Source organism: Streptomyces sp. NPDC050263, assembly GCF_040655955.1.
Classification (GTDB): Bacteria; Actinomycetota; Actinomycetes; order Streptomycetales; family Streptomycetaceae; genus Streptomyces.
Map to the genome: position 1 here is coordinate 15918 of NZ_JBFAKW010000072.1, position 16202 is coordinate 32119.

Here is a 16202-nt window from a genome sequence, read left to right on the forward strand (position 1 = left end):
CACAGGGTTTTCACCGGCGCTTCACGGCATGGAGCCCGGTGCGGGGCGAGCGCTTCCAGGCCGACGATATTGCGATATCGACGGCTCGCGGACCTGATCCGCAGGATCGCCGGTGGCATCGAGTGTCAGCGTCAAGCCCTGGCTTGCTGACCGGCAACCCTCCTCCGCGAGGGGGTGCTCCAGGTGAAAGCCCGGCAGGGTCGACGATCCTGCAAGCGCGTGGCCTTGGCAGCGGGGCCTGAGAGGGGAGGACCACGATGCGGCTCAACACCGAGCCGATCCGGGAACGCGCTCGTCGCCCGCCCGTCCCTCGCCCGCCCTCAACGCGCCTTCGGCGAAAGGACGTTGAGAGGATCCCCTCAAGGGTTTCTTAGTTTAGGCTAACCTAATAAACCCGGAAGGCGCTGATCCGCAGGCGCGCCGTGCGACGGACGCCGTGTTGCGCGATCTGCTTCTGCGCCGCGGACGGCGCCAGGCGTGACCGTATGACCGTCGACCTGGGCCTGCCCGAAAGGCTGCGCCCGTCCATGAATGGAGTGGCTCCGTGACCGTGACCGCCGCCCGGGAATCCCTCGGGCCGTCTCCCTGGCCGCCGGAACTGCGCGGCAGCGTGGTCGTCGTCAAGTACGGCGGCAACGCGATGGTGGACGCGAGCCTCCAGCGCACGTTCGCCGAGGACGTCGTGGAACTGTGGCGGGCGGGACTGCGTCCGGTCGTCGTGCACGGCGGGGGGCCCCAGATCAGCGCCATGCTGGACCGTCTCGGGCTGGAGGTCCGCTTCGAGGCGGGGCTGCGCGTGACCACTGCGGAGACCATGGAGGTGGTGCGCATGGTGCTGACCGGGCGGGTGCAGCGGGAGTTGGTCGGCTGCATCAACGCCCATGGCCCCTTCGCCGTGGGCATGACGGGCGAGGACGCGCACACGATGACCGCGCGACGGCGGCCGGCCTGGGTGGACGGCCGGGCGGTGGACATCGGCCTCGTCGGCGACATCGTGGACGTGAACCCGGACACCGTGCGCGCCCTGCTGGACCAGGGGCGCATCCCGGTGCTCTCGCCGGTGGCCCGCGGCACGGCCGGCGAGGTCTACAACGTCAACGCCGATCTCGCGGCGTCCGCGCTGGCCACGGCGCTCGACGCCGAGCGGCTCGTGGTCCTCACCGACGTGGCGGGGCTGTACGCCGACTGGCCGCACAGCACGGAGGTGGTCGAGCGGCTGACCGCCACCGAGCTGGACGAGATGCTGCCGGGGCTGGCGAGCGGCATGCTGCCGAAGATGGAGGGCTGCCTGCGGGCCGTCCGGTCCGGGGTCCGCAAGGCGCACGTCCTCGACGGCCGGGAACCCCACGCACTGCTGCGGGGGCTCCTCGACCGGACCTGCCCCGGCACGACGGTGGTCCCGGACGGCGAGACGGACCGGCCGTGACGGACCGGCCGTGACGGACCAGATCTGATCTCAGGCCGTGACCGACGTGAGCGTTCCCCGGTTGCCGACTCTCACAGGAACCGGGCCAGCACCCGGGCCCCGCGGCGCGGGTCCAGGGACCTGGTCCAGGCGGGCGGCGCCGTGCGCGGGGACGCCGGGGTGAACCCGTGGCGCAGGAAGAGCCCGCCGCTGCCCACGGTGGCCGTGTACAGAGCCGTCAGCGACTGCGCGCCGGCCCGGGCGAGGACCGCGGTCATGAGCCGTGCGCCCACCCCGTTCCCCTGCCGGTGGCCCGCCACGCAGAAGTTGTACAGCACGCCGACGGGGCCGTGGCCGTTCGCCAGGGAGGCCGCGTGGACACGCAGGGCGACACAGCCGTCGAGCGTGCCGTCGGCGGCCTCCGCCACGAGGAACTCGGCCGCCTGACGGACGTACAGCGAGGCGGGACGCTCGCGCAGGGCTCCCGAGCGGACGAACGGCCGGGACAGGGCCGCGAGCGCGGCGGCGTCGTCCTGGCGTGCGGAGCGCACGCGCAGGACGGACGACACCGCCGCGGCCGGGAACGGGACGGGGTGGGGGGTGAGCATGGTTCTTCTCCGGGCAAGGGCCTCGATGCGGCGGGTCAGGCGTCCTTGGACGCCGCGAGGGAACGGGGCCGCAGGTCGGTCCAGTTGGCCTCGACGTGGTCCAGGCACGCGGCCCGGGTGTTCTCCTCGAAGTCGACGGTCCACCCTCCGGGCACTTCGGCGAAGGACGGCCAAAGCGAGTGCTGGCCCTCGTGGTTGACCAGGACCAGGAAACGACCTTCGCTGTCGTCGAAGGGGTTGGTGCTCATGTGCGGTGCCTCCTCGTAACGCCATTCTTAGGTTAGGCTCGCCTAATTAAGATGAGCCTAGCGTTTCCCGCTCCCCTCTCACAAGGAGACGTTCATGCGCCCCCCGGCCGACATGGATGCCGAGACAGCCGACTCCTTCGCCGCGTTCGGACTGCCCGGCGAACCCGGCAGCGACGAGTTCTGGGCCGCGGCGGGGACACCCGCGTCGGCGCCGGCCCCCGGCGGCGGTTGGCTGACCCTGTTCCTGTGGCGCGGATCTCAGGCGAGCATCGGCTTCGAGGACGGCTCCGCGTCGGTCCCGCTGCGCCGGTGGCGCGACACGGACTGCTGGTACGCCGAGGTGCCCATGCCCGAACGGCGGTGGACGACCTACCAGTTCCTCGTGGACGACACCGCCTGCGCCGACCCGCTGAACCCGGTCGGTGCGGGCGGTGACCGGTCCATCGCCGCGACCCCGGACGCCCCCGCCCAGCCGCACTGGCCCGTCGTCGGCGCCGAGGACGTCCTGCCCGTCCCGCGCACCCGCATCCGCTGGAACAGCGAACGGCTCGGCGGACGGCGGACCGTGCGCGTCCACCCGGCGGGCGGCGGCGGACCCGTGGTCCTGCTGCTCGACGGGGACGACTGGCTGTATCTGCACCCGGCGATGACCGCCTTCGACTCGGCCGTCGCCGCCGGCGACCTGCCTCCGGTCACCCTCGTCTTCCTCCCGAGCAAGGACCGGCGGGTCGAGTTCGCGTGCCGGCCCGAGCTGTGGGAGGCGGTCCGGGACGAACTGCTGCCACTGGTGGCGGAGTCCGGCGTACCCGCCGACCTGGACCGGCTGGTGGTCGCCGGGCAGAGCCTCGGCGGGCTCGGCGCGCTGTACGCTGCGCTGGCCTTTCCGGAGCTGGTGTCGCGCGTCGCCTGTCAGTCGGGGTCGTTCTGGTGGACGCCCGACGCGATGGATCTGCCGGATCCGTTGCGCGACGGGCCCGTCGGGGGCACCCTCGCCGCGCGGCTGCGGGAGGGCGCCGATCTGTCCGGGTCGCGGATCGCGTTCGACGTGGGCGAGCACGAGGCGGGCATGCTGCCCCACTGTGCGGTGGTGGAGGGCCTCGTCGAGAAGGCCGGTGCGACCGTGCACGTTTCGCGGTCCCCTGCGGGACATGACCGGGTGGGGTGGCGGCATGCCTTGTTGAGGGACGTCGGGTGGGTTCTCGAGGGGCAGTGATCTGTCTGCGGGTCGGTGGGGGCTGGTCGCGCCCACGCGGCGGAGCCGCAGATGTGACAGCCCCGCGCCCCTGTGGGGGGCGCGTCCTCGCCGGGGGCCCTCAGTAGGTCAACGCGCCACCGCCGCGCAGTAGTCCTCGTCCGTGGCCAGGAGGTTGCGGTGGGTGTCCTCTGCTGCGATGACGCCGTCGTCCAGGACCAACACCCGGTCGGCGGCGTCCAGCAGGGCCGGGCTGCTGGTGATGACGACGGTGGTGCGGCCCCGGCGCAGCTTCGCGACGTTGCGGGCGATGAGCTGCTCGGTGACCGCGTCCACGGCGGTCGTCGGGTCGTGCAGGACGAGCACGTCGGTGTCGGCCGCCAACGCGCGGGCCAGGGAGAGCCGTTGGCGCTGGCCCCCGGAGAGGTTCGCGCCGCGGTCGCGGACGGCGTAGTCGAGGCCGTCCCGGTGCAGGGCGACGACGTCGGTCAGCATGGACGCCTCGACGGCCTCGGGGACGCTCCGGCTGGTGCCCGAGGGGTCGATGTTGGTGCGCAGGGTGCCCGCGAAGATCTCCCCGTCGTAGGGGTTCACCAACAGGTGCGCGCGGACCGCCTCGACCGACAGGTCCGCCAGCTCCTGCCCGCTGACCCGCACCACGCCCTCGTACGCGTCCGGCGGGACGTTCACCGCGAGGATCGACGCGAGGTCGGCCGCCGCGCCCGGCTGGTAGGCGGCGATCGCCACGAACTCGCCGGCGGACACCTGGAGCTTCAGCTTGCGCAGCGACCCGTGCCGGACGCCGTCGATCTCCAGGTCCCCGCCCGCGGCCGGGCGCTCCGGTCCCGGGGTCGTCACCGGCGGGGCGGTCAGCACCAGCGCCATCCGCTCGGCCGACGCGCGCGCGATCATCACGTACTTGGGCATCTCGGAGAACAGTTTGAGCGGCTCCATGATGAACTGCGCCAGGCCGACGGCCATGACGAGCTCCCCGATGGTGATCTCGCCGCCGAACGCCAGCCAGCCCGCCGTGAGGGTCACGGCGGCGGCCAGGACGGCGTTGAGGGCCAGCGCGGTGCCCGCGTACACGCCGTTCACCTTGGCGACGGTGATCGCCTGGTGCTTCGCCTCCGCGCTGACCTTCCGGTACGACCGGAACGCCGCGTGGTTGCCGCCGAAGCCGTGCAGCGGGCGCAGGCCGATGATCAGATCGGCGACCTTCGCGCCCGCCCGCGCCACCCGGGCCTGCTGTTCCTGGGTGCCGGCGCCGATCCGCTTGGACATCACGCTGAGGATCGACAGGATCGCGACGGTTCCCACGATCACCAACGCGCCGAGCCGGAGGTCGGCCAGGCCCAGTGCCACCGCCGCGACCACCACCGCGACCAGGGAGCTGATCAGCAGCGGCACCACCTCGATGATGTCGGCGGTCTGGTCGGCGTCCTCGGTGGCGATGGTCAGCACCTCGCCGGACTTGAGGTCCATGTCCCGGGCCACCGGCTGGAGGCCGCAGGCGGCGACCTTCACCCGCCAGCGGTGCGCCTCGGTCGTGTTGGCCTTCTGCAGGATGCGCATGCCGAACCGCCACGACAGCGACACGGTCGTGATGATCACGGCGAGCGCGCCGATCGACACCGCGAGCGCGCCGAGGTTCCGGTCGCCCTGCATGGTGTGTTCGACGATCAGGCCGAGCGCGATGGGAAAGGCGGTCTCACCGGCCTGGTAGAGGCCCATGAGGACGGTGCCCCAGACCATGGCGCCGACGTTGCGGCGCAGAGCGGACCGGACGATGTCGGACCCCGGTCGGGGCCGCTGCGTGTCAGGAGTTGTCATCGAGATGGCGGGCAATCGCTTCCGGGGTTCGCAGGGTGAACAGATCACGGATGGTGATGACAGGACCGTACTCGCGGCGGAGCAGCCCGTTCAGCCGCACCGCCAGCATGGAGTGGCCGCCGAGGGACACGAAGTCGCTCACCGCGCTCACCTCGTCGTCGTCCAGGTCGAGTGCCTCGGCGAAGAACTCGCAGACCACGGTCTCGGTCTCGGTCCGCGGGCCGCGCTCCCCCGCCGTCGTCAGCGCGCCGAGCGGCTTGGCCTCCGGCAACGCCTTGGTGTCAGCCTTCCCGTTCACGGTGAGCGGGATGCCGTCGACCTGGGCGTAGTGCGTCGGGCGCAGGAAGTCCGGCAGCGCGGCGCCCACTTCGGCGGCGACGGCGGCGGGCTCGGCGCCGTCGAGGACGAGATAGGCGGCCAGCCGGTACGAGCCGTCGACCTGCGGGTCGGGCTGGGCGACGGCGGCGACGAAGCGCACCGCCGGGTGCGCCGCGAACGCGGCCTCCACCTCGCCCAGTTCGACCCGGTGGCCCCGGATCTTGACCTGCTGGTCGGTGCGGCCGAGGTAGAGCAGGTTTCCGTCGGGCCGGCGCACCACCAGGTCCCCGGTGCGGTACATGCGCTCGCCGGGCTCGCCGAACGGGCAGGCGACGAAGCGGTGCGCGGTCTGGGCCGGCTGGCCGAGGTAGCCGCGCGCGATGCCGATGCCGGACACGTACAGCTCGCCGGGCACCCCGTCGGGCAGGGGGCGCAGCCAGGGGTCGAGGACGTACACGTCGGTGTTGTCGATCGCGACGCCGACCACCGGGTCCTGGCACTCGAAGGTGCCGACGCCGAGGGTGTTGATGGTGTACTCGGTGGGCCCGTAGAGGTTGTAGCCGACGGTGCCCTCGGTCTCGGCGAGCCGCTGCCACAGGGTCGGGGTGACGGCCTCGCCGCCCAGCAGGACCAGCGCCGGGCGACGCGCCGGGTTGTCCAACAGGCCCTCGGCGACGAGCTGTTGGGCGTAGGTCGGGGTCACGTTGATGACGTCGACGCCGTGTTCGAGGCAGTACTCGACCAGCCGGGGCGCGTCCCGGCGCAACTCCTCGTCGCAGATGTGGACCTCATGCCCGTCGGCGAGCCAGAGCAGTTCCTCCCATGACATGTCGAAGGCGAACGACACGGTGTGCGCGATCCGGAAGATCCGGTGGCCGTGGTCGGCCAGCACCGGTTCGAAGATCCGGCGCTGATGGTTGATCAGCATGTTGGTGAGCCCGGCGTACTCGGTCACCACTCCCTTGGGCTTCCCGGTCGAGCCGGAGGTGTAGATCGTGTACGCGGGGTGCCGCAGCCGGTCCGGGTCGTCCGGCGCGAACGTCACATACGGTTCGGCGTCGGGCAGCGGGCGGTCCAGTTCGATGAGGTCGCCGGTCAGCCTCGGCGACACGGCGCTCACGGTGAGGGTGACGTCCGGGCGGGCGTCCTCGACGATCGCGGCGATCCGCTCGTCCGGGTGGTCCAGCTCCAGCGGCACGTACGCGGCGCCGACGCGCAGCACGGCGAACAGCGCCACGATCCAGTCGAGGGAGCGCGGGATCGCGAGGCCCACGTTGGTCTCGGGGCCGATGCCGCGCCGGGCGAGCACGCCCGCCACCGCCCGGCTGCGGTCCCGGAGTCGGCCGAAGGTCATGGTCGAGCCGTGGGCGACGAGGGCGACCCGCTCCGGGTCGCGGTCCGCGGCCAGGTCGAAGCGGTCGACGACGGTGTCGGTGCCGACATCCGTGCGCTCGGCGGGCTCGGGCTGCGGCGCCAGGCCCCGCAGCGCGCCGACCGGGCCGGTCGAGCGGGCCAGGTCCTCGAGCACGCGCAGGTAGTCGTCGAGGAGCCGGCGGGCGTTCGCGGTGTCCTCGTCGCGGTACTCCAGCTTGACCGTGAGCCGGTCGCCGGGCGTGACGACCCAGGTGAACGGGTAGTGCGTGGAGTCGTCGGCCTTCACCGAGGTGATGCCGTGCCGGGCGTTCATCTCGGCGAACGCGTCCATGTCCAGGAAGTTCTGGAGCACGAACAGGTTGTCGAACAGCGCGTCGTGCCCGCTGGCCCGCTGGATCTCGCCGAGCCCGAGGTGCTCGTGCTCCATCGCCTCGACCCGGGCCGCCTGCACGGCGAGCAGATACTCCCGGACGGTGTCTTCGGGCCGGGCCCGCGTCCACTGCGGGACGGTGTTGAGCAGCACGCCGACGACGCCGTCCAGGCCGTCGCCGTCCCGGCCGGAGACGGTCACCCCGAACACGGCGTCGCCGCGGCCCGTGTGGGCGCCCAGCAGCAGGCCGAACCCGCCGGTCAGCACCGAGTTCAGCGTGACGCCGTGCACGCGGGCGGCTTCCCGCAGCAGTTCGGACTGCTCGGCGGTCAGCGTGTGCACGAGCGCGCTCGGCAGGTCGTCGGAGAGGGCCGGCGCGGGTCCGGCGAGCAGTGTCGGGCCGGGGAGGGCGGCCAGATGCTCCGCCCAGAAGCGTTCCGCTGCGGAGGCGTCCTCGGCGTCGAGCTCCCGGGCGTAGTCCTCGAAGCTCGGTGTGGCGGGGGCCGCGTCCCAGGGCTCGCCGGCGAGGACGGCCTCGTAGGCGTCGAACAGGTCGCGCAGCACGATCTCGCGCGACCAGCCGTCCCACAGCAGCAGGTGGTAGCTGAGCAGCAGGCCGTCGCGGCCGTCGGGCAGACGGACCACGGTCGGCCGGATCAGCGGCGGTTCACCGGGGTCGAATCCCGTGTCGCGGTCGCGGGCGCGCAGCTCTTCGACCTCCGCGTCCGTCGCCGGCTCGACCGTGCGGACGTAGACCCGCCGGCCCGCCGAGAGGACCTGGACCGGGTTGCCGTCGTCGTCGGTGGTGAAGCCGGCGCCCACGACCGGGTGCCGGGCGATCACCCGCGCCAGCGCCTCGGCCAGGGCGTCGGTGTCCAGGCGCCGGTCGAAGGTGAACCAGCTCTGCGCGACGTAGTGTCCGGCCGAGCCGGCCATCTGGGCCTGGAAGAACAGGCCGCGCTGGAGCGGGGTGACCGGCGCCGTGCGTTCGGCCGTGGCGGAGACGTCCGCGATGCCTTCCAGGGCACCGCGCCAGTGCTCGGTGATCTCGTCGGGGATGCCCTCGGCGAGCGTGAACGCCGTGTGCAGGCTGCCGGTCGCCGCGTCGATCCACGCGTTGACCTCGACGGCGTACGGGCTGCCCTGGTCGCCGCCGGTGAGGTGCAGTGCCTGGGACTCGCTGCCCCGGCCGAGGTAGTTGAACAGCACCTGCGGGCGGGCGGTCAGCAGCGGGGCGGTCTGCGGGTTGAGGTACCGGAGTCGGCCGTAGGCGACGTGCCCGCGCTCGTCCGGCTGACGTTCGACGACCTCGCGGGCCGCCGCGACGGGGTCGGTGTGCGCGGAGAGCCGCACGGGCGCGATGGAGGTGAACCAGCCGACCGTGCGGGTGTAGTCGTGCTGTTCGAGGACCGGGACCCGGCCGTGCCGCTCCAGCTCGATCGCGAGATCGGTGGGCGCCGGCTGGATCCGGGTCAGCGCGGTGCGCAGGGCGCCGCACAGCAGCTCGGTGAGCCCGACGCCGAGCGCGGCGGGCGCGGTCCGTGTCACCCGGTCGCTGACGTCGGGCGCGAGCACGACGGTTCTCTCGCGCAGCCCCTCGACCGCGGGCAGCAGCGCGGGCGCCCGGAGCGTGTCGACCCAGTGCCGGAGGTCGTCGACGTCCTGCGCGGACCGGAGCGTCAGCGCTTCGGCGTACTCGGCGTAGGAGGTGGTCGGCGGCGGCAGGGCCGCCCCGGTCAGGGCGGTGGCCAGGTCGTCGAGGAGGACCAGCCAGGACACCGAGTCGACGGCGAGATGGTGCACGGTGACCACCAGGGTCCGGCTCGCCTCCAGCCAGGAGAACGCGACGACGTCCCCGGCCTCGGGATCGAGCCGCCCGGCGGCCTCGTTCGCCGCGGCCGTCGCGTCGGTCGTCTCCGGTCGCACGACACTGACCTCGCCGGTCGCCGGTTCGGTGCGCAGGGCCCACACCCCGTGCTCGACGCGCAGCCGCAGCCGCAGGGCCGGGTGGGCGGCCACGACGGCGGTCGCGGCGCGCTCGACGTCGGCGAAGGCGGTGCCCTCGCCGACCGTCAGCGTCCTGGCCTGGGCGAACCGGTCGAGCGAGCCGCCCAGTTCGCGCTGGCGCAGGATGATCGGGGTCGGCGTCAGCGGGCCGTCCTCGTGGCGGGCGGGCGCGGAGACCACGGGCTGCGGGGTACTCGTGCCGAGCTGTTCGGCGAGCGCGCGAGGCGTCCGGAACAGGAACACGTCCCGGGGCGCGATCGGCAGGCCGAGCGCCCTGGCCCGGTTGACGACGGTGATGGCGACGATGCTGTCGCCTCCGGCGCGGAAGAAGTCGGTGTCGGCGTCGGCGTCGGCGTCGGAGCCGGGCAGGGTGTCGGCGAAGACGGCGACCAACGCGGAGAGCGCGGAGTCGTTCGCGGCCGCCGGGACGTCGTCCGGCGCCTGTGCGGCACTCTGTACGAGCGCCTTGCGGTCCAGCTTGCCGTTGACCGTCAGCGGCAGGGCGTCGACGAGAAGGACCCGGCCCGGCACCATGTGCGCGGGCAGCTTCGCCGAGAGCAGGCCGGTGAGGTCGGCGGGCACGCGGCCCACGATGTGGGCGACCAGGTGATCGCCGCTGTCGGCCACGGTGACGGCGACGTCGACCACTGCGTCGAGTTCCCGGACCGCGGCCTCCACCTCGCTGGGCTCGATGCGGAAGCCCTTGAGTTGGACCTGGTCGTCGGCGCGGCCGGCGAACTCCAGCTCGCCGTCGAGGGTACGGCGGGCGAGGTCGCCCGTGTGGTACATGCGGGAGCCGTCGCCCGCGAACGGGTCGGCCACGAACCGGCCGGCGGTGAGCCCGGGCCGGCCCAGGTAGCCGAGCGACACCTGGTCGCCGGCCACGTAGATCGCGCCCACCCGGCCCGGCGGCACCGGCCGGAGGCGGTCGTCGAGCAGGTAGGTGACCAGGCCCGGGATCGGACCGCCGATCGGGCTGACGTCGTCGCCGAGGGCGAAGTCCTCGTCGGTCAGCACCCGGTGGGTGACATGGACCGTGGTCTCGGTGATGCCGTACATGTTGACCAGCTCGGGCCGGACCGTGCCATGGCGTTCGACCCAGCCGCGCAGCCGCCCGAGGTCGAGCGCCTCGCCGCCGAAGATGATCCGGCGCAGTGCGGTGGCGGACCGGCCGGCATGCCGGTCCGCCTCGATGAACTGGTAGAACGCCGACGGGGTCTGGTTGAGCACGGTCACCCCGCGCTCGCGGACCAGCCGGTGGAAATCGACCGGGGAGCGGGTCAGCCCGTACTCGGGCACCAGCAGCTCGCCGCCGTGGGCCAGCGCGCCCCACAGCTCCCAGACCGCGAAGTCGAAGGAGAAGGAGTGGAACTGGACCCACACGTCCTGCGGGCCGAAGTCCATGTCCGGCCGGGTGCCCGCGAGCAGCGACACCACGCTGGAGTGCGGGACCACGACGCCCTTGGGCCGGCCGGTCGATCCGGACGTGTAGATCACGTACGCGGGGTCGTGCGGGCCGACCTCGGGCTCGGTGCCGGCAGCCTGCGGCAGCTCCTCCCCCTGGACGAGCACGCGCGCCGAGACGCCCGCCCGGGCCAGCAGCCCGGTGAAGCGGTCGCGCTGCTCGCGCTCCACGAGAACGACCTGCGGGGCCGCGTCGGCGAGGATGTACTCCAGCCGCTCGTCCGGGTACGCCAGGTCCAGCGGCACGTACGCGCCGCCCGCGGTGACGATCGCGACCAGGGCGACGACCTGTTCGAGGGAGCGCGGGACGGCGACGGCGACCCGCTTGCCCGGCCGGACCCCGGCCGCGCGCAGCATCGAGGCCGACTCGTCCTTCGCGTCGGCCAGTTCGCCGTAGGTCAGGGACCGGGTGGCGCCGTCGAGGGCGCACTGGGTGACGGCGGTGGCGGCGGGGTCGCGGTGCGCGGCGGCGTCGAACAGCGCGCCCAGGGTCGTCGGGGCGGCCTGCTCGGGGCGCCGGGCCCGCTCCGGCGCGAGCTCGTCGACCAGGGCCTCGGGCCGGGCGAGCAGGCCGGTGAGGGTCGCGGTGAACGTGTCCAGGATCGTCCGGGCACTCGACTCCCGCAGCAGTTCGCCGTCGTAGATCAGGTTGAAGCGCGGACGGCCGTCGAGCGCGCGCTCCACGACGAGGGTCAACGGGTAGTGCGGAGCGCCCTCGTTGACGATGTCGGCGATGACCAGTGTGTCGCCGGGCCGCCGCAGACCGGCCACGTCGGTCGCGACGTCGAACACCACCAGGGTGTCGAACAGTGAGCCGGCGCCGGTCCGGCGGCCGATCCGCGCCAGCGAGACATGCTGGTGCGGCAGGACCGCGCTCTGGTGCTCGCGCACCGCGGCGAGGAGGTCGGAGGATGTGGTGGTGGTGGCCCAACGGGCGCGCACGGGGATCGTGTTGATGAACAGACCCACCATGTCCCCGATGCCGGGCACCTCCGCGTCGCGTCCGGAGACCGTGGAGCCGAACACCACGTCACGGCCGTGCAGGAGGCCGCCCAGGGTCACCGCCCAGGCGCTGTGCACGGCCACGCTCAGCGGCACGCCGGCCTCGCGGACGGCCGCGTCGATGTCGTCGCCCGGCTCCACCGCGATGTCGGTGAAGCGGTCGGACGGGGTGTGTCCTTCGGCGACCAGCGAGGGGCCGGGCAGTCCGGCGAGCTGTTCGCCCCAGACCCGGTCGCTCTCGTCGTCGTCGAGTTCGGCGAGCCGGCGCACATAGTCGGGGAAGCCGCCGAGCGGGTACACCGTCCCCGGCGCGTGGTATTCGGCGAGCAGGGCGCGGAGCATCGGCGGCACCGACCAGCCGTCGGCGATGATGTGGTGGACGGTCTGCACCAGGATGTTGCGGCCGATGCCGGCGCGGATGAGCGTGTAGCGCATCAACGGGCCGGTGGCCAGGTCGAATCCGGCGCGGCGGTCGCGCTCGGCGTACTCGCGTATCTCGGCGTCGGTGACGCCGGGGCGGTCCAGCGTGGTGAAGGGGGCCTTCACCCCGCTCTCCAGGACGGAGACCACGCGGCCGTCGGCGAGGGCCGTGAAGCGGGCGGCCAGGTTGGGGTACAGGGCGAGCAGCCGGGTGGCGGCCGCGGCGAGCCGGTGGGCGTCCACCTCACCGCCCAGCGTGAGCAGTTGCTGCTCGACGTAGGCGCCGGCCGAGTCGTCGTCGAAGACCGAGTGGAAGTACAGGCCTTCCTGGAGCGGGGTCAGCGGCAGGACGTCCCGCAGCGCCGGGCCGTCCAGGTCGTCGACGTCGGCCTGGGTGAGGGGCACCGCGGCGAAGTCGCTGGGCGAGTGGCCGCCTTCCTCCAGCGCGGCCAGGCCTGCCAGGGCCTCCCGGAAGTAGGCGCCGACCGTGGCGATGTCCTCGTCGGTGAACATCGCGTCGGGCCAGGAGACGGTGGTGACCAGCTCGTATCCGCCGGTGGCGGCGGGTTCGGCGATCGCGTTGAACTCCAGGGCGCGCGGCAGGCGCATCCTCGGGTCGCGCTTCTCGCCCAACTGTCCCGTCGTACCGGCGAGTTGCCAGTGCTCGGAGGAGCCGGCGTCGAAGCGGCCCAGGTAGTTGAAGAGCACCTGCGGCGCCGGGGCGTCGAACTCGGTCTGGGTCAGGTAGCGCAGGGCGCCGTAGGAGACGCCGTTGTCGGGCACCCGGGCGAGGTCTTCCTTGACGGCCTTGAGCGCGGCGGCCAGGTACGCGGGGGCGGTGAGGTCGGGGGCCGCGCCGGGGTCCACGGCGACCGGGAAGAGGGTGGTGAACCAGCCCACGGTGCGCGAGAGTTCGGGTTCGAAGCCGACGGCGTCCGCGACGAACTGTCCTTCGCGGCCGTGGCCTTCGAGCTCGATGTGCGCGAACGTCTGGTCCTGGCCGAGGTCGCGGCGCCAGCGGGCGAGAGTGACGGCGAGCGCCGTCAGCAGGACGTCGTTGACGCCCGCGTGGAACTTCGCGGGGATCGTGCCGAGCAGCGCGGCCGTGATGTCGGGGCCGACGGAGACGGTTTGCACCCGTTCCCGGGCGACGGTGTCGGCCTCGGACAGCGCGCGTCTGCCGACCGGTTGGTCCGTTCCCGGCAGGGGACGCCAGAAGTAGGCGCTGTCCGCGTCGAACGCGGCGCGTTCCAGCGCCTGCGTCCAGCGCCGGAACGACGTGCCGACCGGGGGCAGTTCGATCGGCGCGCCGGCGGCGGACTGCCGCCAGGCCGTGGCCAGATCGTCCATCAGGACCCGCCAGGAGACGCCGTCGATCACCACGTGGTGGACGACCACGACCAGTTGCCGGGCCTGGCGTCGCCAGACGGCACGCAGCATCGCGCCGTCCGTCGGGTCCAGTCCGTCGGTGGCGAGGGCGACGCACTCGTCGAGCGGCCGGTCGCTCTCCTGCCAGAGCTCGGCGGTCGGGCCCGGCTCGGGGATGTCGAAGCTCCAGCGGTCGCCGCGCACCAGACGGGCGCGCAGCATGTCGTGCCGGCCGAGGACGGCGGCGAGGATCTCGTCGAGGGCGTCGGCGGTCAGCCCGGGCGGGGTGTTCAGCACGACCGACTGCACGAAGCCACGAATCGCGTCGGTGGTCTCGCCGAGCCACTGCACGATGGGCGATCCCACGACGGAGCCGGTCGGCACATCGGCGTGGTCGACCGTGGAGACGTCCTCCCGGCCGGCCACCGCCGCCAGCGCCCCGACGACGCTGTGGGTGAAGATCTGCCGTGCCGTGACATGGAGACCCGCCTCGCGCAGGGCGCTGAGCAGCGAGATCGCCAGGATGCTGTCGCCGCCGAGGCGGAAGATGTCCTGGTCGACGCCGACCTCGTCCAGCCGCAGCACCGCCGCGACCGCCGCGCACACGATGCGCTCGTTCTCGGTGCCGGGCGGGACGATCGTGCCGGTGACCACCACGGGCTCGGGGAGCGCGTTGCGGTCGAGCTTGCCGTTCGCGGTGAGCGGGAACTCCGTCAGCACGACGATGTGGGTGGGCACCATGTACTCCACCATGTGCTCGACGGCCCACGCCTTGACGTCGTCCGCGCCCAGGTCCGCGTTGCCGGCGGCCGGGATCACATAGCCCACGAGGTAGGTGCCGCCCGCCGAGTTCTTCTTCGCGACGACGCAGGTGTGCCGCACTCCGGGGTGTTCGGCGAGGCCGACCTCGACGTCCTCGATCTCCAGGCGCATGCCGCGGATCTTGATCTGGTTGTCGGCGCGGCCGAGGAAGTCCAGCGAGCCGTCGGGGGCGAACCGCGCCAGGTCACCGGTCCGGTAGAGCCGGGAGCCGTCGTCGGCGAAGGGGTTCGCGACGAACCGGGACGCGGTCAGGCCGGGCGCGTTGACATAGCCGCGCCCCAGCAGGAAGCCGCCCACGTACAGCTCGCCGCCGACCCCGACGGGGACCGGGCGCAGTTCGTCGTCCAGGACGTACAGCTGGGTGTTGGGGTTGGCCTTGCCGATGGAGGTCGACAGGCGTTCCGCCGCCCCCCGGTAGATGACGTGCGAGACGCCGATCGTCGTCTCGGCCGGGCCGTAGCCGTGGTACATGGGGATGTCGAGCCGGGTGCGGAACCGTTCGTACAGCTCCGGGGTCAGCACCTCGCCGCCGCACCACACGTGCCGCAGGCTGTCCAGCCGTCCGGAGTCGCCGGCGATCTCCAGCAGCACGTCCAGCATGGACGACACCAGGTAGGTGAAGGTGACGCGCTGTTCGGCGATGACGCTCAGCAGATGGTGCGGGTCGCGTTCGCCGCCGGGCCGCAGGACGACCAGCCGGCCGCCGCTGACCAGCGGCAGGAAGATCTCGTTGATGGAGATGTCGAAGGAGAGCGGCGCCTTGAACAGGGAGGCGTCGTCGTGGCCGAAGCGCAGGATCTCGTCGACCTGCCAGAGCAGGCGCTCGCTGATCGCCTCGTGCCGGATCATCGCGCCCTTGGGCCGCCCGGTCGAACCGGACGTGAAGATCACGTACGCCAGCGCGTCGCCGGGGACGGCGACTTCGGGGGCCGTTGCCGGGTAGGCGCCGAACTTCCAGTCGCCGAGGTCCACGGCGACGGCTTCCGGTTCCTCCGGGGCGTGCTCGCCCGAGTCGTTGAGCTGGACGACGACGCGGGCGTCCTCGATGACGACGGCGCGGCGGGCGGCCGGCCAGTGCGGGTCGAGCGGCACGAAGGCGCACCCGGCCTGGAGCACGCCGAGCAGGCCGATCACCATGTCGGCGGAGCGGCCGAGCGAGATGCCGACGACCTGTTCGGCGGTGAGTCCGCGGTCGATGAGACGGTGGGCCAACTGAGCGGCGTGTTCGGCTGTCTGACGATATGTCAGTGAGCGGTGCTCGTCGACGACGGCGACGGCGTCCGGCCGGGTCCGCGCCTGCTCGCGGAACAGCTCCACGACGGTCGGGCGGACCCGGTCGGCGTGGGTGTCGTTCCAGCCGGTCAGGGCTTCGAGCCGCGCGGTCACGTCGGACGGGCCGATGGCGCCGAGGGGCCGGTCGGGGAAGTCGGCCAGGTCGTCGAGGGCGAGTTGCGCCTCGGCGAGGTCGACGCCGTCCGGGACGGCGATGCTGCGGCCGGCCGCGTCGGTTTCCCAACCGCCGGGCCCGGCACCGCCGTTGTCGACCCAGCCGAGGACATCGGCGAACAGCGTGCCGGGGGCGAGGTCGATGCCGTCGGGGCTGCGGCCAGTGGCCCAGTACGACAGCCCGATGGCACACGCTTCGGCGATGGTCCTGTCGGAGAAGTCGCCGGTACGCCGGCGTACGTCGGCCAGGCGCGTGGGAGAAAGCAGTGCAACGCGCGCGCGGGGTTCCCTCATCGAAGACTCAGCATCCCTTCCATGGTATGAA

At 72.8% G+C, this 16202-nt stretch carries 6 protein-coding genes and 1 riboswitch; of the genes, 2 read left to right on the forward strand and 4 right to left on the reverse strand.

The window, feature by feature from the left end:
- Positions 1-114 precede the first annotated feature (114 nt).
- Positions 115-224: riboswitch (SAM riboswitch) on the forward strand.
- A gap of 326 nt (positions 225-550) precedes the next feature.
- Positions 551-1426, forward strand: a complete 876-nt coding sequence (gene argB, locus AB0J04_RS28130) for an acetylglutamate kinase (RefSeq protein ID WP_363171370.1) — start codon at positions 551-553, stop codon at positions 1424-1426.
- Between the two features lie 71 nt (positions 1427-1497).
- Here argB and AB0J04_RS28135 read toward each other — a convergent pair whose 3' ends face one another.
- Complete coding sequence (locus AB0J04_RS28135; protein WP_363171350.1) at positions 1498-2013, reverse strand: GNAT family N-acetyltransferase; 516 nt, start codon at positions 2011-2013, stop codon at positions 1498-1500.
- A gap of 35 nt (positions 2014-2048) precedes the next feature.
- A complete protein-coding gene (locus AB0J04_RS28140) occupies positions 2049-2261 on the reverse strand; it encodes an MbtH family protein (protein ID WP_363171351.1) in 213 nt (70 codons plus the stop codon).
- A 94-nt stretch (positions 2262-2355) separates the two neighbouring features.
- Here AB0J04_RS28140 and AB0J04_RS28145 point away from each other — a divergent pair, with 94 nt between their 5' ends.
- Positions 2356-3474, forward strand: coding sequence for an alpha/beta hydrolase-fold protein (locus AB0J04_RS28145; RefSeq protein ID WP_363171352.1), 1119 nt, complete (start codon positions 2356-2358; stop codon positions 3472-3474).
- Between the two features lie 108 nt (positions 3475-3582).
- Here the strand turns inward: AB0J04_RS28145 and AB0J04_RS28150 are convergent, their stop codons facing one another.
- Positions 3583-5286 carry an ABC transporter ATP-binding protein gene (locus AB0J04_RS28150; RefSeq protein WP_363171353.1) on the reverse strand — a complete coding sequence of 568 codons (1704 nt, stop codon included), beginning with the start codon at positions 5284-5286 and terminating at the stop codon, positions 3583-3585.
- Positions 5273-16171: an amino acid adenylation domain-containing protein gene (locus tag AB0J04_RS28155; protein ID WP_363171354.1), complete on the reverse strand. Its 10899-nt coding sequence runs from the start codon at positions 16169-16171 to the stop codon at positions 5273-5275. The genes AB0J04_RS28150 and AB0J04_RS28155 overlap by 14 nt, the downstream gene beginning before the upstream one ends.
- Between the last annotated feature and the right edge of the window lie 31 nt (positions 16172-16202).